This is a genomic window from Providencia vermicola, assembly GCF_010748935.1.
GTDB lineage: Bacteria > Pseudomonadota > Gammaproteobacteria > Enterobacterales > Enterobacteriaceae > Providencia > Providencia zhejiangensis.
Genome location: NZ_CP048796.1, coordinates 1,493,547 through 1,511,805, shown reverse-complemented (window position 1 = coordinate 1,511,805; position 18,259 = coordinate 1,493,547). Strand labels below are relative to the sequence as shown.

At 41.3% G+C, this 18,259-nt stretch carries 27 protein-coding genes and 1 pseudogene; 1 reads left to right on the top strand and 27 read right to left on the bottom strand.

Going from position 1 to position 18,259, the window contains the following annotated elements; translation table 11 throughout:
- Positions 1-48: 48 nt before the first annotated feature.
- Both G3341_RS06635 and G3341_RS06630 read right to left on the bottom strand, forming a co-directional pair.
- A complete protein-coding gene (locus G3341_RS06635; protein ID WP_163860971.1) occupies positions 49-507 on the bottom strand; it encodes a hypothetical protein in 459 nt (152 codons plus the stop codon).
- Between the two features lie 142 nt (positions 508-649).
- Positions 650-1,132: a hypothetical protein gene (locus G3341_RS06630; protein WP_163860970.1), complete on the bottom strand. Its 483-nt coding sequence runs from the start codon at positions 1,130-1,132 to the stop codon at positions 650-652.
- Between the two features lie 235 nt (positions 1,133-1,367).
- Here G3341_RS06630 and G3341_RS06625 point away from each other — a divergent pair, with 235 nt between their 5' ends.
- Positions 1,368-1,682: a hypothetical protein gene (locus G3341_RS06625; RefSeq protein ID WP_163860969.1), complete on the top strand. Its 315-nt coding sequence runs from the start codon at positions 1,368-1,370 to the stop codon at positions 1,680-1,682.
- Positions 1,683-1,787: 105 nt separating this feature from the next.
- On the opposite strand, the gene G3341_RS06620 is transcribed toward G3341_RS06625, so the two are convergent.
- The 25 genes and pseudogenes from G3341_RS06620 to G3341_RS06500 all read right to left on the bottom strand — a co-directional run bounded on the left by G3341_RS06620 (position 1,788) and on the right by G3341_RS06500 (position 18,210).
- On the bottom strand, positions 1,788-2,801 hold the full coding sequence (locus G3341_RS06620) for a hypothetical protein (protein WP_244316486.1): 1,014 nt from the start codon (positions 2,799-2,801) through the stop codon (positions 1,788-1,790).
- A gap of 158 nt (positions 2,802-2,959) precedes the next feature.
- Positions 2,960-4,222 carry a translesion error-prone DNA polymerase V subunit UmuC gene (umuC, locus tag G3341_RS06615; protein WP_163860968.1) on the bottom strand — a complete coding sequence of 421 codons (1,263 nt, stop codon included), beginning with the start codon at positions 4,220-4,222 and terminating at the stop codon, positions 2,960-2,962.
- On the bottom strand, positions 4,222-4,635 hold the full coding sequence (gene umuD, locus G3341_RS06610) for a translesion error-prone DNA polymerase V autoproteolytic subunit (RefSeq protein ID WP_163860967.1): 414 nt from the start codon (positions 4,633-4,635) through the stop codon (positions 4,222-4,224). Before umuD ends, umuC begins: the two co-directional genes overlap by 1 nt.
- Positions 4,636-4,710: 75 nt before the next feature.
- Complete coding sequence (locus G3341_RS20945) at positions 4,711-4,797, bottom strand: SEC-C metal-binding domain-containing protein (protein WP_163863513.1); 87 nt, start codon at positions 4,795-4,797, stop codon at positions 4,711-4,713.
- 24 nt (positions 4,798-4,821) lie between these two features.
- Complete coding sequence (locus tag G3341_RS06600) at positions 4,822-5,058, bottom strand: DUF1799 domain-containing protein (RefSeq protein WP_163860966.1); 237 nt, start codon at positions 5,056-5,058, stop codon at positions 4,822-4,824.
- Positions 5,059-5,108: 50 nt separating this feature from the next.
- On the bottom strand, positions 5,109-5,423 hold the full coding sequence (locus G3341_RS06595) for a phage tail assembly chaperone (RefSeq protein ID WP_163860965.1): 315 nt from the start codon (positions 5,421-5,423) through the stop codon (positions 5,109-5,111).
- Entirely contained in the window at positions 5,416-5,679 is a 264-nt protein-coding gene (locus tag G3341_RS06590; protein WP_280117356.1) for an Ig-like domain-containing protein, read from the bottom strand. The genes G3341_RS06595 and G3341_RS06590 overlap by 8 nt, the downstream gene beginning before the upstream one ends.
- Entirely contained in the window at positions 5,679-6,338 is a 660-nt protein-coding gene (locus G3341_RS06585; protein ID WP_163860964.1) for a phage tail tube protein, read from the bottom strand. Before G3341_RS06585 ends, G3341_RS06590 begins: the two co-directional genes overlap by 1 nt.
- Positions 6,339-6,387: 49 nt before the next feature.
- Positions 6,388-6,789 carry a phage tail terminator-like protein gene (locus tag G3341_RS06580; protein WP_163860963.1) on the bottom strand — a complete coding sequence of 134 codons (402 nt, stop codon included), beginning with the start codon at positions 6,787-6,789 and terminating at the stop codon, positions 6,388-6,390.
- A complete protein-coding gene (locus tag G3341_RS06575; RefSeq protein WP_163860962.1) occupies positions 6,786-7,367 on the bottom strand; it encodes a hypothetical protein in 582 nt (193 codons plus the stop codon). The genes G3341_RS06580 and G3341_RS06575 overlap by 4 nt, the downstream gene beginning before the upstream one ends.
- Position 7,368: 1 nt before the next feature.
- Positions 7,369-7,722: a hypothetical protein gene (locus G3341_RS06570; protein WP_154623727.1), complete on the bottom strand. Its 354-nt coding sequence runs from the start codon at positions 7,720-7,722 to the stop codon at positions 7,369-7,371.
- 2 nt (positions 7,723-7,724) lie between these two features.
- On the bottom strand, positions 7,725-8,207 hold the full coding sequence (locus G3341_RS06565) for a DnaT-like ssDNA-binding protein (RefSeq protein ID WP_163860961.1): 483 nt from the start codon (positions 8,205-8,207) through the stop codon (positions 7,725-7,727).
- Positions 8,208-8,254: 47 nt separating this feature from the next.
- Complete coding sequence (locus G3341_RS06560; protein WP_163863509.1) at positions 8,255-8,542, bottom strand: Ig-like domain-containing protein; 288 nt, start codon at positions 8,540-8,542, stop codon at positions 8,255-8,257.
- A 2-nt stretch (positions 8,543-8,544) separates the two neighbouring features.
- The gene (locus G3341_RS06555) at positions 8,545-9,498 is read right to left on the bottom strand and encodes a major capsid protein (RefSeq protein WP_163860960.1); all 954 of its coding nucleotides are present in this window, start codon (positions 9,496-9,498) and stop codon (positions 8,545-8,547) included.
- A gap of 13 nt (positions 9,499-9,511) precedes the next feature.
- Entirely contained in the window at positions 9,512-10,276 is a 765-nt protein-coding gene (locus tag G3341_RS06550; protein ID WP_163860959.1) for a hypothetical protein, read from the bottom strand.
- A 111-nt stretch (positions 10,277-10,387) separates the two neighbouring features.
- Positions 10,388-11,509, bottom strand: coding sequence for a phage minor head protein (locus G3341_RS06545; RefSeq protein WP_163860958.1), 1,122 nt, complete (start codon positions 11,507-11,509; stop codon positions 10,388-10,390).
- On the bottom strand, positions 11,506-12,876 hold the full coding sequence (locus G3341_RS06540; RefSeq protein ID WP_163860957.1) for a DUF4055 domain-containing protein: 1,371 nt from the start codon (positions 12,874-12,876) through the stop codon (positions 11,506-11,508). Before G3341_RS06540 ends, G3341_RS06545 begins: the two co-directional genes overlap by 4 nt.
- Positions 12,876-14,363, bottom strand: a complete 1,488-nt coding sequence (locus G3341_RS06535; protein WP_163860956.1) for a terminase — start codon at positions 14,361-14,363, stop codon at positions 12,876-12,878. The genes G3341_RS06540 and G3341_RS06535 overlap by 1 nt, the downstream gene beginning before the upstream one ends.
- A 2-nt stretch (positions 14,364-14,365) precedes the next feature.
- The gene (locus G3341_RS06530) at positions 14,366-14,968 is read right to left on the bottom strand and encodes a hypothetical protein (protein ID WP_163860955.1); all 603 of its coding nucleotides are present in this window, start codon (positions 14,966-14,968) and stop codon (positions 14,366-14,368) included.
- A gap of 56 nt (positions 14,969-15,024) precedes the next feature.
- Positions 15,025-15,228 (bottom strand): annotated as a pseudogene (locus G3341_RS20855) (DUF2560 family protein); the annotation flags it as partial.
- A 109-nt stretch (positions 15,229-15,337) separates the two neighbouring features.
- The gene (locus G3341_RS06520; protein WP_163860954.1) at positions 15,338-15,826 is read right to left on the bottom strand and encodes a hypothetical protein; all 489 of its coding nucleotides are present in this window, start codon (positions 15,824-15,826) and stop codon (positions 15,338-15,340) included.
- 122 nt (positions 15,827-15,948) lie between these two features.
- Complete coding sequence (locus tag G3341_RS06515; RefSeq protein WP_163860953.1) at positions 15,949-16,374, bottom strand: hypothetical protein; 426 nt, start codon at positions 16,372-16,374, stop codon at positions 15,949-15,951.
- 690 nt (positions 16,375-17,064) lie between these two features.
- The gene (locus tag G3341_RS06510; protein WP_163860952.1) at positions 17,065-17,514 is read right to left on the bottom strand and encodes a lysis protein; all 450 of its coding nucleotides are present in this window, start codon (positions 17,512-17,514) and stop codon (positions 17,065-17,067) included.
- A complete protein-coding gene (locus tag G3341_RS06505) occupies positions 17,511-17,903 on the bottom strand; it encodes a M15 family metallopeptidase (RefSeq protein WP_163860951.1) in 393 nt (130 codons plus the stop codon). Before G3341_RS06505 ends, G3341_RS06510 begins: the two co-directional genes overlap by 4 nt.
- Positions 17,896-18,210, bottom strand: coding sequence for a phage holin family protein (locus tag G3341_RS06500; protein ID WP_226619035.1), 315 nt, complete (start codon positions 18,208-18,210; stop codon positions 17,896-17,898). The genes G3341_RS06505 and G3341_RS06500 overlap by 8 nt, the downstream gene beginning before the upstream one ends.
- Positions 18,211-18,259: the final 49 nt, after the last annotated feature.

The following is an 18,259-nucleotide window of genomic DNA, read 5'->3' as shown; positions in this document are numbered from 1 at the left end:
ACAAAAAAACCACCCAAAGGTGGTTATGTGTGATTATTGATAGCTATTTTACATCGACCATTTTAGCTTATTGGGTTCATACTTAAATTGCACCATGCCTTTGCCTAACACAGGGAGTTCTATATAAAAGACATTGGCGTGTGACAACTCAGTTGCAAAATTGAAAGCCCCAATTACTGAGGCTGATGATTGTTGTTTCTTATCAATCTCTACAATTAATTCTTTAATTTCACTACTGCCAAACTTTATGGAGCCTGAGCATAATTTACCCAAGCCACAATCAAATTCACCACCGCTAAGCTCAAAATGAAAATCATATGCTTCTTTATTGTTTTGGCTTTCAACTTTCACTACCAATGACACACCGTCATTCTCTTTCTCAGGTGCTAAACTTGCAAAATACTGAGTCGTACCACGCATCTCATCAGCTTTTTCTGTGTACTTCCAGTCTGCACTAGCAGCAAATCCAACAGAGCAAAGTAAAAGTCCTAATAAAATTCTTCTCATCTCACCATCCCACCTGTTATTTTCAGTAATGTTAGCTCAGCGGGAGTGCAAATTGAAGCAAACAAAAAACCTGCCGAAGCAGGTCTTAAATGAATAGAATATTTTTTTAATTACGGTTATCAATATTCATTATTTAAATATACTATCCCTCAGTAGTTGTTGTCTTTGATTCTTCTTGTTTTTTAGGTGATTCAATACTCCATATTTTATTAGTGTATATAATTGCTACCAATAAACTAACAGCAATGGAAAGATATATAAATATATGGTCTTTGGGTGTTTTAAATCCAACAACAAACATTAAAGGTGTGGAAACTTCAAGTACGTATGCCAACCAAAAGACTGCCATACAATTTTCAACTTTTTTAAAAATGATTTTTACAATATCAAACACTTTTGCAGCTAAGAAAAAACAAACACCAATTTTAAAGAAAATATCTGAATTCGCATTGAAATCCCACTTAAACCACGCGGCTATAGAGGCTCCAAGCCCAAATACAATCCCCCATGTAATGATAACAAGTAGAATAAAAATAACTAAAACGTAACCGTTAACTTTATCGTTCGATACGTATTTCTTTACGTGTTTTATATTAAAGCGTTCCCGTTCCATCTTGTCCGTCATAATACACCTAATATTTATTAATTTCCCTTATGATAGCCCGAAGGTGGTACAAAACAAAGCAAAAGACTTCAGTTAAGAGGCGTGGCGTAAAAGTTTTACGTGACGTGGATTGATTAAATGTAACTACTGCGTGTTTCTTCGGCGAAAATCCATACTATCTTTACTATATGATTGTGAATATCCACGCCTCATACTATCATTGAGGCATTAAAAATTATTATCATTGTGGTGATTTATGAAACACTATTTATTGTTTATTGGTTTACTTTTATCTCCATTATCTTATGCATCAACTGCTGAAGATAACAAGATGGCACTCAACATAATGACAGTATCACGATTTTCTGGAGTATGTAGTTCAACCTTCAATCTTGCTAGTTTTCAAGCTGATGGAGATAGTAAAAAGATAGATATGTTTGTTGCTGAATTTATTGCCAACGAAGCCAGTAAGATGGGCATGACAGTTGAAGAATTTGTTAGCAACTGCAAAGATGCCATTAACACATACGATAAATACAAGGCTGAGTTTAAAAGGAAAAGCAAAAAATAGAAAATCTCCCTTTTTCATACATCACCATATTTTAGCTAAGTGCGTAAATACTAGGATAGATGCAGAGTTCAGGCAACAAAAAACCCACCGGAGTGGGTTATGGTTTTATTCTTCCGATTTCTTCTCGGGTATTTTTTCAACCTTTATGATCACAGCTGATGTAATGCTTTCACCAATCTTTTTAGCGTTAATTGATAGTTTCAGCGGGATTCTATCCCATTCTCCTTGCTGAATTATCTCTTTATTTTCTGCCTCATCTAAAAATACATCTTGGACAATGCATGAAATTACTTCATTAGTATGAGTACTTCTTACTGTAACTTTAAAAACATCAGGATCCGTGGCGTCTACTTTTTCTACCATATAGACGCCATCTATCCTAGTATCAATAGCCTTTCTTCTGGCATTTACAGCAAGGTCCTTCATCACATCTTGTTTTATTTCAATACCTGCAAAATCAACCGTATCCGCTTTGGCTAGAGACTTAACCAATTCTGCCTTTGACTCTTCAGCATATTCTTGTTGCTGTTTTATGACTGGCTTTTGATTAATTATATTTTGAATTATTTCCAATCTTGCAGTCTCTTGCTCTGACATAAATTCAAGAGTCTCAAGATGCTGTTTTTCACTCTCTTTTTTTATTTCTTCAGAGCGTGTTTCTCTTCTTGTTTCAAGATATTTTTTAAACACGGTTGTTCCGCCCCAGACCAAGGCTACTCCAATCGTTGTTATTACAATATCTTGAGGTGTCATTTTTTCTATTGCAACCTTACTGATAGTATCTAAAAAGCCATTTAAATCAATATTCAGAATTGACGAGCCTTCATCAACCACAACAACAATCTCTATTGCTGCTTTATCTTCATTTGAAAGTCGCTTTTCTGGGTCGCCATATTTAAAGCTGGCATAAGCTTTATTTATCTGGGATTGCATTTCCATGAAGCCCTTCATAACCGAAGGTGTTATGCTTCCCTGAAACTTCTCACCCGTTAGCTTAAATGTTAAGTTAGGCCATCCTTCAAAGTTAACCCCGCCAATGAATGGGTTACTTTCTGAATATTGCTCAAAAAAGGATAGAACCTCCTCCTCCGAACTAATAGTAATCATATCTTTTTTCAAACCCATCCCCTAAGCATTTTATATTGTTTTTTAGAATAGAACCTTCATTGCCAATGTAATCATAATTATGTTGATTCATAGCAACAGGATTATTTAGCTAAGACTAAATATAATATCAATATTACTTAAGGATGGTTATCTGGTAATTTGATCAGGGTTTACGCCTTAACTACTGGCAACTCATCAAACTTTGTCGTGTACGCAGGTGACAGCATTTCGCGTTTCATCTGGTATCCACTATCCCCACCTTTCGCAGCAAACCAAACTTTGCCTAGTCCACTATTATTTATCGTGTCTAATGTTTTCATCAGCTCATCGCTATTCTTAAACGGCTTCTGAGTCGAAAACATATCGAACTGAGTAATATCTGAATTTGTGAAGTCAGACAACATTATCCCAGCTTTATAGTAGCGATAACCATCTCGCCATATGGAATCCAATCCACGCATGGCAGCATTAATGATGTCTCGCGTGTCACTACTTGGGTATTCAAGTTTGACACTGGTGCTGTTGGCATAATCTTCGCCAGATGCATGGCGACTTGTTTGTATGAATAGGCCAATGATTTGGCATCGCTGTTTTTCTTCACGAAGCTTCTCCGCTGCACGTTCTGCGTAATCACAAACAGCTTTGCGCATAGTCTCGATATCTAAAACCTTCTTACCGAAAGAGCGAGAGCATAGTATTTGTTGCTTAACTTTTCTGACTTCTTCAAGCTCAATACAGGATTCACCATTCAGCTCTCGGAGTGTTCTTTCTAGCGTTACGCCAAACGTTTTGCGTATTGTGGCCACTGGCGCATTGGCTAAGTCTAAAGCGGTATAAATGCCCATAACTCTCAACTTTGCTGAGATTCTACGGCCAATGCCCCATACTTCCTCAATCGGAATAAGTGACAGTAATTTTCTTTGCCGACTTCTATCAGATAGCTCGACAACACCGCCAGTTTTCTTCCACGTTTTAGCTGCATAGTTAGCAATCTTCGCGAGTGTTTTAGTTGGGCCAATTCCAACGCCAACAGGCAAGTGAGTTCGCTGCAATATCGTTGATTGAATTTCTCGCCCGTACTCCTCTAAGTTAAATGTATGGGCCATGCCAGTGAAATCAAGGAACGCCTCATCTATCGAATATATCTCCAAGCGCGGAGCATACATTGATAACAGCGACATCACTCTATTGCTCATGTCGGCATATAACGCATAGTTAGAACTGAATATGTTGATGTTGTTCTGTCGGTAATAATTTCGTCGCTCATAGTAAAGCTCACCCATTTTCACACAGAGTTTTTTTGCTTCCGCTGACCGTGCAATCACGCAACCATCATTGTTGCTCAGGACGATTACTGGCTTTCCCGCCAAGTCTGGCCTAAACACTTTCTCGCAGCTTGCATAAAACGAATTAACATCAACCAAGGCAAACATTACTGGGCCTTGTGAATGATAAAAGTTACAACTCCGAATATCTGCAAGTCCTGCGCATCGCCAATGAGTATCGGCTGAAAGTCAGGATTCATCGGCATTAACATAGGTGGATGAGACTTCAGTCTCTTAACTGTGAATTCACCGTCTACACAAGCAATCACAATATCACCGTCTTTAGCTGAAAGCGCACTATCTACAATAACAACGTCACCGTCATTGATATTTGCATCAATCATCGAATTACCTTCGACACGCAACATGTATGTGCTATCAGGGTGCTTAATCAGCGTACTGTTAAGGTTTATCCTCTCCTCCATATAGTCAGCCGCAGGTGATGGGAACCCCGCAGGCACACGATCTAGGAAGAGTGGAATATTGATAATTGACTCGGAATCGATAAGTTCTAGCTTCATGATGCACCAAAATATAACTGTATTTATATACAGTATATTCAGGCTTATTTGGTTGTAAAGCTTATTTACTTACCTTTATTTCAACTTCCCACAGCACCACTTATAGCGAACTCCGCTGCCGCATGGACACGTTTCATTGCGTGTTACTGAATTTATCTTCATAAACCCTCCTAGGGCATTGCTGCCCTATTTTTTATGCATCAATTCTAAAGCTTTTGATTCCATCAGCTGAATATCTTTAATCACGGTTGCCAGATCACAAATACCGTAAGCACTAGCCAGCATGGGGATCACTGCATAATCAATCCCAGTAGGACCATCCATACTTATGCGCCATTGAGTCGATAAGGCTTGAAATAACATCACTGATGCTTCGATATCTGGGGTAACCTCAACATCATTGTCATCAAGATCCCCCAGCAAATCTAACTCAATGGTAGATAAAGGTTTACTGTATAGTGCCCGCGCAACCGCTAGGAGTTTTTTTCCCGAATACCTAAGAGCGCTTGCCGATAGGACGTAAAAATTTCGAAAGCTGCCCCCGGATAGTTATCAAAAAACTCAGTGATATTATCATTGTTAAATTCATGCTCTTTAAATCCCCATCCTTTGGCAATTTTCAACAAGAAACCTGCATCCGTTAAATTTTCAGCTTTTCCCATCTCATCTAACTCACTCATTTTTTTATGGTGAAATATGAAAGGTAGCTCACCTTGCTTGCCATCTGGTAGAGTAATTTTCACTGTATGCTCAAAGGTAGGATTTGGATTATACGTTAGCTTAGCCATTGTTTGCCTTTTCATTAATGGTAATAGTTGATTGCGTCTTCACGCTATCGGCCGTCGCGGTAATGATGACTGTACCGACTGCTTTTAATGTGACGTTACCTGATGTGTTTACTGTCGCTTTTGCGGTATCAGAGCTACTCCAAATTACATATGGATTAGATGCGTTAGTAGGTGTTAGGGTGATATTTAATTGAACAGTATCACCCACAACACCTGTTGCCGTAGGCTTATCTATTGTTAGCCCTGATACCGGTATTACTTTGCGTGAGCATACACCGATTGTTTCGAACGCAAAGAAAAGCGCACTGTCGTCGTTTCAATTTCATTCACCGCTGTATCGGGGATTTCTTTATACGAGGTGGCTGCTAAATAGTAACGATCTTGTTCCGCACGTTTGTTATAAAAACGTACCGCTACCAGCTCTTTGCTCTCGTCATAACCAAGTAACAGTTTATGATGCTTAGCATCGGCGTTATAGGCCAGTGTGTAAGTAATGATGTACGGATTCTTAAAGGTATCAAGACTGATAGCTTGTTCATCCTCAAGAAATTGGATGCTGGTGGACTGCTGATCGCCCCCTTCAATGCCGACAGTCGTCACACGCTTGATTTGCGTCCAACCTGTGATCTTCTTGATAGTGCCCATTGCTTCTTCTGCTGGGTATTTAGCCTTGTCAGAACTGTCAAAGCCTTCAATCGTGATGTTGCTGGCTGAAACGGTTTTAACTCGCTTAGGACCATTCAAAGCCGACCAACTGTCACTGATAATGACAATATCACCCGCTTTAATGTCACCCGCACTGGCAACCGTCAATACGGTTTCAGTTGCGTTAGTTGCTGCCGTAATTTCAGCGGGCTCACCGTATCCACTGGAAACAGAAATGATAGAGCCATTAGGAATGCTATATTCCGCCATGATTAACCTCTTTATTTATATATAAAAAAACCGTCATTAAGACGGTCGATTATCGAACTGAATCACATCGATAAGATGTGCGTATGGGAATGGTGTAGTGAGTATCACCCGCGAGCGGCGGAAATTGACTGGGCTCACTGTTGAGATACAGTGTATCCGTCAGTGTGAGCCCGTTTTGAAGCTGGGTTTTGATATTGTCCGCAATCAAGCTTAATTGCTCGTCGCCGATCCCCACCTTACCGACAAGATTAATTTGAATAACGCCCTTTAAAATTGGCATATCCAGTGCTAATCCCATATTCTCTGTTGAGGCTGGCATAATATGCATTTGCAGATAGGGGGCATTAATATCATCAAAGGCCATATTGGACCATGCTACCTTTAACCCCTCTCGCTTCGCTATTTGCGCCACCAGCGCACGTATTGACTGATTAATTTCGGATTGTGTCACGATTTCACCTCAGCAATAGCTTCCCTTACAAATTGACTGACATTCTCCGCCGTGATCGCCACCATGCCATTCGGGGCTTGCTTTGAATGCCCCATTTCTAGCGGATAGGCATAAGGTACGTTATTGGTAAAGTAGATAGCCTTCATCCCAACCTTAAAATGCTCAAGCACGTAATTCCCCATGGAAACAGTCATTCTGCCTGATTTATCAATACGGCCTGTTTCGCCATCTGCAGGTGAATTGAATGTGACTTGCCAGTTCCCGCGAAAACGCCCACCGGTATAACCGGGAGGGGCTTTAATATCCATGGAGTCATTGACCCGTACACGCTTTTTTAACTGGCGTTTCTTTGGGGTGAGATTATGAGGATCCTTTCTCAGTTCTTCATTGTACTCAAACACAGCACGGTTGTAGTCAACTGCAACTTGATTCACTTCCCACAATTCAGGGTTACCCACTGGCGACATTTGAACCAACTGAGCCAATATTTTAAACCCCGTTTTTTTGACCACAGCTTCCATATCTGCTTGAGCGTTATCAACAAACAAGTTAATTGAACGCATAAATGATTGTGACATGTCACGCCCTCAATTGAGATTGATAGCAAATCACGAGTTCAGCAGGTTTAATTGGGTTCGGCTCTTGTACACGCAACCACACACCGTCAATCAATACCCGATCCCCTTTCTGAATAACCTCGGCGGGTGAAAAGACCATTTTGATATCTGTCGACAAGATGAGCGTTCCGTCAATGTCACTGGGTTTATATTGCACCTTAACCCCTGTGGCGAAAAACTCGGTTTCAGGATCATGGTGCTCTTTACCTGTGTCATCATCCACCCAATGTTTACCATCCCGTTTAACTGGGTATGAAGCGCCGTATTTCTTCAGCATTCGCAACGCTGTATGATGACCACGCTGATAAATGTTCATGGCTACCTCATGGCAAATGTATTAATGGCAAAACCCTCAGAAATATCTATCAAGCCCGATAACAAACCTTTCAACCAAGCGAAATTCGGTGCACCTGTATTAGTCCCTTCCGCATATTTCAAGTCAATTGCGCCCTCAATGCGTTCAGCAATGATTTCACCCCCTAAAGTGGGTTGTAGGTCGTTCTCTTGAGATTCAATGGCTAAGCGGCATTGGGCTTGAATAACTTGCTGAGGGATGCGCTCACTTGAAATTGTAACGCCATCACGAATGAGACCCCGACGCGGGAAAGATAACGGCTGATCAACCTCAGTTCGCTGACCTAACCACTTTTGGGATTCAAGGTAATCCATGGCCACAATTAACAATGACGATAATTCATTATCATTAGGCAGCGTTAACTGCCTTGCTGAAGCATAGGCCTTTAAGTCCTCAATACTCGCATAGCTGTTAAAGGTGGGTGAGGTTTTGTCTGGATCAATCATAAGCCCCTCAAAATAAGAAAGGGGCAAAGAGCCCCTTAGATCTTGGATTATTCACCACTTTCTGGCGGTTTAGCTGTAAAAGTGATTTCATCCGTTGATTGAATTAACCCATCAACGGTGGCTGTCACAACATATTGCCCCGCAGTATCCGCAGTCAATTTCACGGTAGCACCACCCGCTTTACCCGTTTTAGAGGATGCCACACTTAAGTTTCCACCTGTGGTAGACCACTCGACTGTCGCTCCCTCAACGGGAGAACCGCCTTTGGTATAATTGAGTGATGCTGTGACCGCATCTGTACTGTCAGCGGTATCGGACGTTTTATCCGCTGACAGTGTTACTTTCCCGCTTCAGCGGTCAGCTTGATCATGACGCCAGCGGTTAACTTATCGCTAGTGAAATGCTTCTTCCAGTTACCTGCTGTACCTAATTGAGTTAAGTTAGGGTTTTTACCTTTCGCTTCGTCCCAGCTATAACCAAGAACGCCAACGTTAACCACACCTTCACCACGATAACCAACTTCCAAGTTCTCCTTGTCATTGATTTCATAAGAGCGGAAAGTTGGCTCTTGAGATTCAGTGATAGTTACAGCACCAGGCACTAAACCAAAAATGGCATCCACTGGTGCTGTATCTGTTACCAGTACTGGTTTACCTAATGTGCCCGGCCGACCACCATAGATAACCACACCAGCCTCCTCATACACCTTGTTTTCCATTGCCTGATCAACAATATCGAAGTAGGTTGTGGAGTGCATAACAAACAGATTTACACGGTTAAATTTATCGCCGTATTTGCGTAGGCCCTTAGTAAGAGTTTTCTTGCCATCTGTCGCAATATCCGCAGTCACCACCATTTCTTTGTTATTACCAATCGCAGCACCTAAAGCAGCTAAAGAGTATTTGATATAACCCTCTAGAGAAGCATCTGCCGCGTCAGTTCCCACCAGCTCAGAGAACTCCGATACATCACGGCCACGGCGTTTAAATGCTTCTTCTGTAGTTGCATAAGGACCATATTTCCAAGGTGCTTTTACATCAACAGATTCGCCCGCGCCGATTTTTTTGTTCTCTACGCCCGCTGTGGAGTTTACATCACGATGCTCAATCGAACCGCCGATCTGATAAAATGCACTCTTACGGAAGTCCCCCTCAATAAAAAGGTTATCCAGCACAATTGCGCCGTTTGATGCCTGATTAAATACTGCTAAATTATCTTGACGGCGTTCTAAAAACGCTGTTTGTGCCAAGTCGTTATAAATTACTAAATCGTTATTAGTTGTCGTAGCCATTGCTTATATTTCCTTACTCTTTTGGAAGTTTTAAATATGCGTCACGCCCGTATCGGCGAATATAATCAGCTTTATCACTTGCGGACATTTGAGAACGTTTAAGATGTGCACCACCTTGTTTGTGTTTCCCTGCATCTGTACCTGAAGCAGCGGGGAATAAGTGAGGAGCACCTTCTTTTAGGGATTCAATCCACTCAATAGGTGATAATGGAGTACGACCATCTTTACCCATAATTGGATTGCCATCGTCATCAACGGCTACGGCCTGACCTTCATCGTTGATCTGAAAAATGCCTTTGGCACGTAAAATTAAATCTTCTTGAGCGCTGGTTAATGCACCCGCTTTCCCTGCTGCGGAACGAATTTCATCGCCCAGCACACGTGCGCGGAATTTATTTGCAAAGGCTTCCGCTTTTTCCACGCGGGTATTAGCCTCTTTTAATTGCTTATCAACATCACCCCGCATACGCTCGGTACGCTTATTAATGACTTCATCAATCTTGCCATCGGCAATGAGTTTGGCTTCTTCGTCATTTTCAAAGCGTTTAAGCATCCCTTTCACTGTGTCAGGATCAATACCGTCAAAGCGCTTTAGGTTATCGCCTTGCTCTTTGAGCTTGCCTAGCAACTCACTGTTTTTAGCCTTTAGCCCTGAAACCTGCTGGTCGATAATAGCTTGAACTTCTGGAGTGATTTCTAGTGTGCCACCACCACTGCCGCCTTTATCTTCGCCATCCGCCTGTGAGTAGTATTTGCGTTCGATATTCATAAATAACATGTGATTCCCCTTGGGATTTAATGCGCCTAGCGCGTTGTAATAACTCAGCCCTAAGCTGAATTTAGGTAATAAAAAAGGTCACCGAAGTGACCTTGTTGAATGATTTATTGATTAGCTGTATCTAGCTTCTCTAAATGCCTGCTCGTCTATCTCTCTAAGTCTCTCTAGCGAGATGAACTCACCTTTATCTGTGTAAAACTCAGAGGGACGCATCCCCCCCTCTTTCATTAATCTAAATCGCGTTTCTCCAAATACCTGTCGTTGTCGCCATTCAGGTTGCCTCTGTATCCAATCAAAAAAATTAGTATCTGCTGGAACTTGCCCATTCATTGAGGCCCTTGTTCTTGCGTCCATCTCATCTGAATCAATACCTAGCTCACGCCATGATTTTGTGACCAGTGTTTCAGTAGAACGACAATTGAAATGAATTTTACCCGGACCTTGTAGATAGGGAACTTTGTGCCCAATAGGTTTACCTTCCAGCGTGTACTTCAACCTATCCCTAATAATGCAATCGTGAGATGTTTTATTATCGAGGGTAGATAACCATTGCTTACAATCAAGGATGTCTTTATTGGCATCAGCGAACTGATCTCGCGCAGTCGCTTGTAAATGACTAATGGCCGTTTTAGCTATTGTCGTCGCATTAGCTCGACTTAGTTGCAATACACCATCTTTATAACCTTGGTTTGCATGTCCTCTGATTTTACGACCGATTTCCACCGCACTATCACCATTCAAATAACCATTACGAACAGCGTTATTTATGCGTGTCATGCGATCTGACTCTAACCCATTAGCCCATTCAGAAAGCAATTTCCCTTGAAAAGGGCGAGACATTACAGAAGAAAATAGCATTTCTTCTGTAATGCTCATTAGTGGATATTTGCGTAGGACAACGTCAGGTAATAATGCGTCAAACAGTGATGGATAGTAACCAACCTTATATAATGCGTGCGCTCTCATTTCCTCTGTCAGTAATGAAAAAGCACTATCAACGGCTCGCTTATTAATACTTCTGACGCTGGATAGCAACGACTCCAATCGCCTAGCAGTGAAACTATTAACATCAATGGTGGCATCATCCAACGCCACAATAAGTGAAGCCGTTAATTCAGCATCAAACTCATTGAGCGCCTTTATCATGCGCCGTGCAACACCAGTAGAATAACGACCAGAAAACAGAGAGTGAGCAATCAATTCATCCATTAACCGCTCATTCACTGATTTCATGTTTCACCTACCATTGTCGGCTCTTGATTATTAAGCTCATCCACCACCACATCCACATCATCAGCGGGATTGATAACATCATATTTTTGCAAGCTTCTCACTAAATCAGATTTACGTGTTGCGCCTGATTGCCATGCCGCAACAATTTCGCGGATCATCGCACTATCTGCAATGTGATTAACAAGGTCTTTATTAATTTCAAAAGAAATATCTTTAGTATCTAAACCAAGGTATTCAGCGCACCACATTAGCGCTTTACTGAATGCATCAGAAACGTTAGAGCAACAGATACTCAGAATAGATGTTTGCGCGTTCTGCTCACCGACAGACTGAATAACCGTTTTAACTTTACTGTCAGCGGAAACCAATTGAGCGCCCAGTGCCACCATATAATCACGCTTACTGTCCATTGCCTCTTTTGCTAGCATATTAGGCTGGGCTTGCTCGTAACCAAAGAATCCCTCTTTAGGTAGCATTAAAGGTGAACGAGACCCGACCATAATACCTGTTTTTTCTAAGTGGTCTCTCCACTCTATATCTAACCCGCCTAGATATGGCTGAACTTGCCCACAGAAAAACACGGAATCTTCATAATCAGCAGAATTTCGGTAATGCCCTAGATTGATTTTTGCCAAACCTAACAATGGAGCCTCATCAATGGTGTGGTCATTGTTTTGAGCACCAATAAACGCAAATGGAATCTCATTCCAAGCCCCTTTACCTGCACGCTCTGGAATATATTCAGAATCAATCTGAAACACACCACTCCCGCTTGGCTTGCGATAGACCCGACAAATAAACTTGCCATCTTCTATCACGAGTACGCGGTATTGAATGGCATCTTTAAATCCAAAACCATCCGCCTCTTCGACCGTCTCTCGCAATACCACCAGCGTTAGCATCGTTCTGCCATTAATACGATCAGTGCGCCAGTTAATAATATCTTCAGCTTGATATTGAAATATGTATGGGAGTTTAGAGCCGCTGTTGTAATCAACATATAATCCGTGTCGCCCTACTTCCAATACCGATTCGAGAGAGGATTGGGCTAATTGGTAAATACTTGAACCTGCGCCATCTGCATCATCTTTTAAACAAGACAGCTTTTCAGAAACAGCAACCAATGGATCTTTCTTGAACGCCATTCCTATCATACCGTTACGAGTGTTACCTGTTATTGGGTAAAACACCGCACGGTCTTGATAGTCTTTATTACGCTTTTTCTTACGTTCACTTTCCTTTTCTTCCAACTCAGGAAGATAACTTTTTACTTCCTCGCCACCTCGACATACTGAGCGTACCAACTCCCACTGAGGTGCCGCTGTCTTGTATTCAGGGCGAGTAAAATCTACATTTGCTATGCTCATTAGAAAGTTGTTCCTAAATTAATATCAAAGGCTGGACGTTTAGCATTCCTACGGCGAACCGCAAAATATCTAAATCCATCGGCGTCATGAGATGTATAGTCGTGAAGTGGCTTATCTTTCCAACATCCGAGTTTATCGTTCCACTCTTTACGGTATGCTTCAAGATGAGCGATGCCTTCACCACATTTATACTCATCGAAAACACAACGGGGGAGAATTTCACGCACAGCCTCAATACCTTCATCAATAGAAAGCTTTGGCACTACGTCAAATCGAATTGAGTAAACCTGTCCGTCAATTTCATACCCTTCACGCGCTAATTCTTTCCGTGATTTAGCATCAGAGCCAAATTCCCTATTCTCAATATCGTGTGGTCCATTGTGACTCTCGTAGGTATAACCTTTATCTTTCAGCACTTTCATATAGTGCCTTAGACCTTCACCACTGTTTGAGTAATGGTCGATAACGTGGAACTCCTCGCCCACTTCACGGATGAACCAGATTGACGTTGAGTCACCTACACCAATATCCCAATACGTATGGACGGGTAAATGTGAATTATCAGGTAAGGTGCCAATGCGTTTATTTTCGTACAGGAATCGGAATTGTTTAGCGTAATAAGCACCTTCAACCGATTGCTGAAATGCCTCAGACGGTATTGACGGGTATTCCCGCTTCATATCGTCGCCAAGAGTTTTCTCTTTAGCGTAATACCATGCTTTCTGGCGATCATTTAATTGAACGCCGTGCTTACTGGCTATCTCATCGAAGTAATCGACTAACCGTTGCGGTAATTGCTCGACAGGATCAATGGAGTATTCGGGGTTCTTCCACCACGAGAAGAAAAAGAATTTCCAATCTAAGTTAGAGAGAGTCTTACTCTGAATTTGCGCTTTCTCAGCAGACTGGCAGTAATCATAGAAATAACCTGCTCGACCTTCCGCTGTACTTTCAATCGTCGTGAAACAATCGCTTGATACTGCCTCAAACGCACCAGTAACAATCTCACGAGCCTTTTCTGGATACTTGGCACATATCTTGCCGAACTCAGATACATGTAAATATCGGAGTGTGCCGCCACGAAATGACGTGCTGATATAAAGCGACCCACCTTTACTAAAAACCAATTCACCAGCCGCATCATTGCTCGCTGGATTTGCTGCCTTAATTTCATCAGGTAGTTTTTCATAGGCATACTTTATCTTTTCCCTGAATAGCCGCTTAGCATCATTTAGCGTATGAGCTATCAATGCACATTTAGCCGCCTCAAATAACGCCGCGTCTAATTGGATGATGCAGACCTCAGTCGTGAAGCCAAGTTGCCTAGCCTTTAAGATAATGTTTCGCGTGTGCATCCCTTCAAAGTATTCAAGCTGCTCAGGCGTCATTTTAAATCGAACTGGCTTACCTTCTTTGTTGGTGATCCAGTAAAGATGATTCAATCGCCAGAGCTTATCTCTCAATAATGCAAGATGTTCTGGCTTCATGATTATTCCTTAGATAAGTCGTCCATTAGTTCTGATAGCTGGCTAGCTGTCTTATTCGGTTGTACGTCATCTAGCCCATAAGCTTGACGCTCAAGGCCAACTAGATTTTTAAGCGTTTCGCTTAATGCTTTGACTGACTTAACGCGTTCAGGGAGAGAAATGATTGAGTTGTAAATTTCATTTAGCTTATCGCGCCCGTTATCATCAGGACTAAACATTAGCTCGCCCAATTTACTTAAAGCTGGCACATCAGCACATTCAGCCGATAGTTCATCAAATAAGTTATTGGTTAACTCTCTAGCCCTACGAATATCGCCTCTATGCTCCATACGAACATTGGCAATAACCTCAGCATTAGCCTCAATCAGTTGCCGCTCAGAAATAGCCTTTTCGCTGGAAACCTGCTTGGAAACCTCACGTTTGGAAACCAAGGAATCAGCCTTGGATTTTATTTTAGCGTTAAGGTCTCTTTCCCATCCCTCTACACTCGCTTTCTTCCTTATTGCCGTATGCGATACGCCATGCTGTGAAGCTATTTCTCGTAGTGACATCACGCCAGCTCGGTAAGCCGACTCGATAGCCTCCCAATCTGGTCTTTTAGCCATATATTCATATCCTCATAACAAATTAAAAAACTCACCGTAGTGAGCTTTGTGATTGGTTATTCTGCTACTTCATCGTTGAATAACGTTTTCTTTGTTTCCTGCACTCGCTGATAGACGGAATCGACTTTCGTTAGCGTGTCTACGCTGCCATTATCAAAGTTTCCGTTGTTAACAGACCACAGTTGCACGAATAGCTCATATTCAAGCTGGTCATCTTTGATAAGCTTAATGGCCTTTGATGTAGCTGCGGTGTTATTGCCCGTTAGCTTAGCGGATTTTCTCTTTTGCTGTTAGTTCAGTAGTCATAAATTGCCTTTCTTTAGGTAATAAAAAACCACCCTAAGGCGGCTTGGTGTATCCGTATTTCATTTAAACAATTTCATGTCTTGTGCAAACAAAGTGATATTCGTATCTAATAGAGCCCACGCTATCAAAGATGACCTTTAATTCGTATGTGTGAGCATCTCTTTTTTTAAGTTTCTCACCATTGCACTCATCTATTTCTATTTCCATATCATCCTGAAGTATGCAATGCCTTGATGGATAGCCGCTCTTTGGATCAATTTCTATCGTATGCTTACCGCCATCAAAAGGACCGCCAATAAGAGGAACGATTAAATTTTTATAGTTCGTCACGCTAGCCCATAAAGGAGGATTATGAAGAATTCCAGGTATTTCATCATCAGGATACGCATTAGCGATAGAAATTATCTCTAAATATCTGCGCTCTAGTGGACCTACCCTGAACATCAGATCATCAATCTCTACATGATCATCAATAGATATTGATGTTTCAATTAATTCCTCTAAGGTGCCTTTTATTTCTTTTCCTGTCCATTTGAATTCATTATTTATCACAATAACCTCGTCTAGTTATTCGTCATTGAAACACTGGCAGTGTGGTGACGATACCACTTTTCGAGAGCGACTCTAGCCAGTAGTTATACTTTCGCATTAAAAGGCAGCGAAGTGACATTCCATTACTGATTGCTTAGCCTTTTCTTCAATGCTTTAGCATTTTCCAAAAATACCTTAGCACTGCTTAATTCACTAATAGCATTTTTAATTATTCTACTTTCTTTGTTCGGGTTATTTCCCCTGTAATCCCAATTGGGATCAGTAACCTTTTCAACTCGTTGCTGTGCGAGCTGTAGTCGCCTCTCCGCTGCTTCAATATCGCTTGCAGAAAGCAACCATGTATCATAATAATTCTTAGCTTCTTCCGTATTTTTTAAAAATTCTACAACATCATTTTTTTTAACCGTCACGGAAGGCAAATAATATGGGCACCACTCTTTAGCATCTTTAGGCTTGAAATACCACTCTCGAACCCACCTACCACCAAAACTGTTTAGGTTATGAGTAAAAATAAAGCCGTTCAAACTGTGCTCTCTTTGTAAAGCCATACCGCCCCCCATTATCTAAAAAAATAATTATAAACTATTTCCAAGACTCTGATGAGCGGATCTATATACATAGTATTTAGTTATTCGCAACCATCATCACGTATCACTACGTTAATCAGGTCGCTTCTAGTCTGTTCCTAGCAGTCAAGATAGTTTGGTTCACCTCTTTATCGGTTTAACAAATTATCTAACCTTGTCGGGGTTATGCATTAAAAAGCCCCGCTATTGCGATGTATTTGATGTTTATTTTGGGTTTCTTTTGAATATAATATTTAATCTCAATTTAACTTAATGATCAGGAGGGTTGTGTGTACAAAATAATCTATGAACTAAAGACAAAAGATAATTCAAATACGTATGAATTTACTGTTGACAAGGACAGCATAATCGACGAACAAGAGAAAATTGAGCTAGCTCGAACTGATTCAGCCAAATATCACAAGTCAGGGATGGCATCAATCAAGATCATTAATACAGAGAAGATTAAATAGACGCATGGCGAGATGTTCTCGCCATTTATATAATTAAACTGCTTCTATTAATTCAAATAAGCCTCATCAATATAAAATTATTTATTCGATTTCTTATCAAATTGCCTAATAAACTCTTCTGTATGTAGCTTTATTTTAAAAGCACACATTACGTATTTCTTATTAAGACTAAGGTCATTACATGTAACTAGGTATATCTTCACCGTATACACTCCGCATAGTAATAATCTCTTAAACCAAGATATTGCTTTTCGAGTGTTTCAAGCTGTTTAAGGAGATCGAAATAATCTTGTTCAGCGTCTCTCGCCAAGGAGGGGGATCCGCTAGCATCCACGCTGGAGGTGGAACTGTTTTCGGCGTTTGGACACTCAGCGTTGATGTACACCCGCTTGCGACCAGAGCGAACATCATCGCGAAGCTTATCAATTTCAGCTTTTGCATTTGTGAGTTCCGTTGTGTGTTTGGTGTCGAGTTCGTGAAGTGAGGTGATGCGCTTTTCGTAGTCTGCGGTGATAGCTACTTGCTCGCTGAATTTATCCTTCAGTGTCGAGTAATCACCTTTCAGGTCACCATAACTACCCATTACCCACCAAAGCCAGAAAGCAAGGATAGCGCAAGCACTAGTCAAGACTTTAGTTAGCGTTGTCATGCTGGAATCTCAACATGTGGCGCATCAATGAACTTAGTTTCGATTGGTAGTGATGGGTCGTTCTTCCAGTTGATACCGAAGCGCAATTTAACGCCTAACTCATCAGCGGCTTGCTTAACTGCTTTCAGTAGCGGTTTAAACTCATCAATCTGCCATTTGGTATTCACAGGGATGATGTCTACTGCATGGCCTGTTAAGTGGCGGCTGTGCATAGTTTGTGATTTCTTTTCTGCAACCAGTTGCTTTTGTCGCTCTTGAGTTCGCAGACCTTCAATGACAATAAAATCGACAGATGTTATTTCCAGAGTGCGACGAATAACTTTCACTAAATCAGGATTGACGCCCTTGAGATTGTTTTCGCTTCTCTGGCTGAATTTGAAATTACTCATCACCTAGTTTCCTTTTAAATTTACGCTCAATTGTTTTTACGAACTCCGCACCAGACCAGCCAGCAATGCCAGCTATACCGCCTGCATATTCAGGAGCCCATTGAAAATATGACGCAGCAAGAAAAACGAATGATCCAGCAAATACAGATACCAAAGCCTGAGCAATGAACATCCAGAGGCTAAACTTTTCACCATTGATGATTTTGTATGCATAGCTGGCAATAGAGCCTAGTAGCGTCATGATTACGATTAATAACTCTCTCGCCCAGCTATAACTGAAGGGGTCTTTATAAGGCATTTTCTTCATACCTCCCCCTTAGCTTGGGGCTGATTAAAGTTAATAGATAGCCGCGCAC

Bases quoted from the DNA above. Each gene is read 5' to 3' on its own strand.
- G3341_RS06555 (WP_163860960.1), bottom strand. From the start codon at position 9,498: ATGGCTACGACAACTAATAACGATTTAGTAATTTATAACGACTTGGCA.
- umuC (WP_163860968.1), bottom strand. From the start codon at position 4,222: ATGTTTGCCTTGGTTGATGTTAATTCGTTTTATGCAAGCTGCGAGAAA.
- G3341_RS06585 (WP_163860964.1), bottom strand. From the start codon at position 6,338: ATGGCGGAATATAGCATTCCTAATGGCTCTATCATTTCTGTTTCCAGT.
- G3341_RS06540 (WP_163860957.1), bottom strand. From the start codon at position 12,876: ATGAGCATAGCAAATGTAGATTTTACTCGCCCTGAATACAAGACAGCG.
- G3341_RS06625 (WP_163860969.1), top strand. From the start codon at position 1,368: ATGAAACACTATTTATTGTTTATTGGTTTACTTTTATCTCCATTATCT.
- G3341_RS06530 (WP_163860955.1), bottom strand. From the start codon at position 14,968: ATGGCTAAAAGACCAGATTGGGAGGCTATCGAGTCGGCTTACCGAGCT.
- G3341_RS20945 (WP_163863513.1), bottom strand. From the start codon at position 4,797: ATGAAGATAAATTCAGTAACACGCAATGAAACGTGTCCATGCGGCAGC.
- umuD (WP_163860967.1), bottom strand. From the start codon at position 4,635: ATGAAGCTAGAACTTATCGATTCCGAGTCAATTATCAATATTCCACTC.
- G3341_RS06545 (WP_163860958.1), bottom strand. From the start codon at position 11,509: ATGAAATCAGTGAATGAGCGGTTAATGGATGAATTGATTGCTCACTCT.
- G3341_RS06630 (WP_163860970.1), bottom strand. From the start codon at position 1,132: ATGACGGACAAGATGGAACGGGAACGCTTTAATATAAAACACGTAAAG.
- G3341_RS06500 (WP_226619035.1), bottom strand. From the start codon at position 18,210: ATGAAGAAAATGCCTTATAAAGACCCCTTCAGTTATAGCTGGGCGAGA.
- G3341_RS06570 (WP_154623727.1), bottom strand. From the start codon at position 7,722: ATGAACATTTATCAGCGTGGTCATCATACAGCGTTGCGAATGCTGAAG.
- G3341_RS06595 (WP_163860965.1), bottom strand. From the start codon at position 5,423: ATGGCTAAGCTAACGTATAATCCAAATCCTACCTTTGAGCATACAGTG.
- G3341_RS06550 (WP_163860959.1), bottom strand. From the start codon at position 10,276: ATGTTATTTATGAATATCGAACGCAAATACTACTCACAGGCGGATGGC.
- G3341_RS06505 (WP_163860951.1), bottom strand. From the start codon at position 17,903: ATGAGTAATTTCAAATTCAGCCAGAGAAGCGAAAACAATCTCAAGGGC.
- G3341_RS06535 (WP_163860956.1), bottom strand. From the start codon at position 14,363: ATGAAGCCAGAACATCTTGCATTATTGAGAGATAAGCTCTGGCGATTG.
- G3341_RS06515 (WP_163860953.1), bottom strand. From the start codon at position 16,374: ATGGCTTTACAAAGAGAGCACAGTTTGAACGGCTTTATTTTTACTCAT.
- G3341_RS06510 (WP_163860952.1), bottom strand. From the start codon at position 17,514: ATGACAACGCTAACTAAAGTCTTGACTAGTGCTTGCGCTATCCTTGCT.
- G3341_RS06575 (WP_163860962.1), bottom strand. From the start codon at position 7,367: ATGTCACAATCATTTATGCGTTCAATTAACTTGTTTGTTGATAACGCT.
- G3341_RS06565 (WP_163860961.1), bottom strand. From the start codon at position 8,207: ATGATTGATCCAGACAAAACCTCACCCACCTTTAACAGCTATGCGAGT.
- G3341_RS06635 (WP_163860971.1), bottom strand. From the start codon at position 507: ATGAGAAGAATTTTATTAGGACTTTTACTTTGCTCTGTTGGATTTGCT.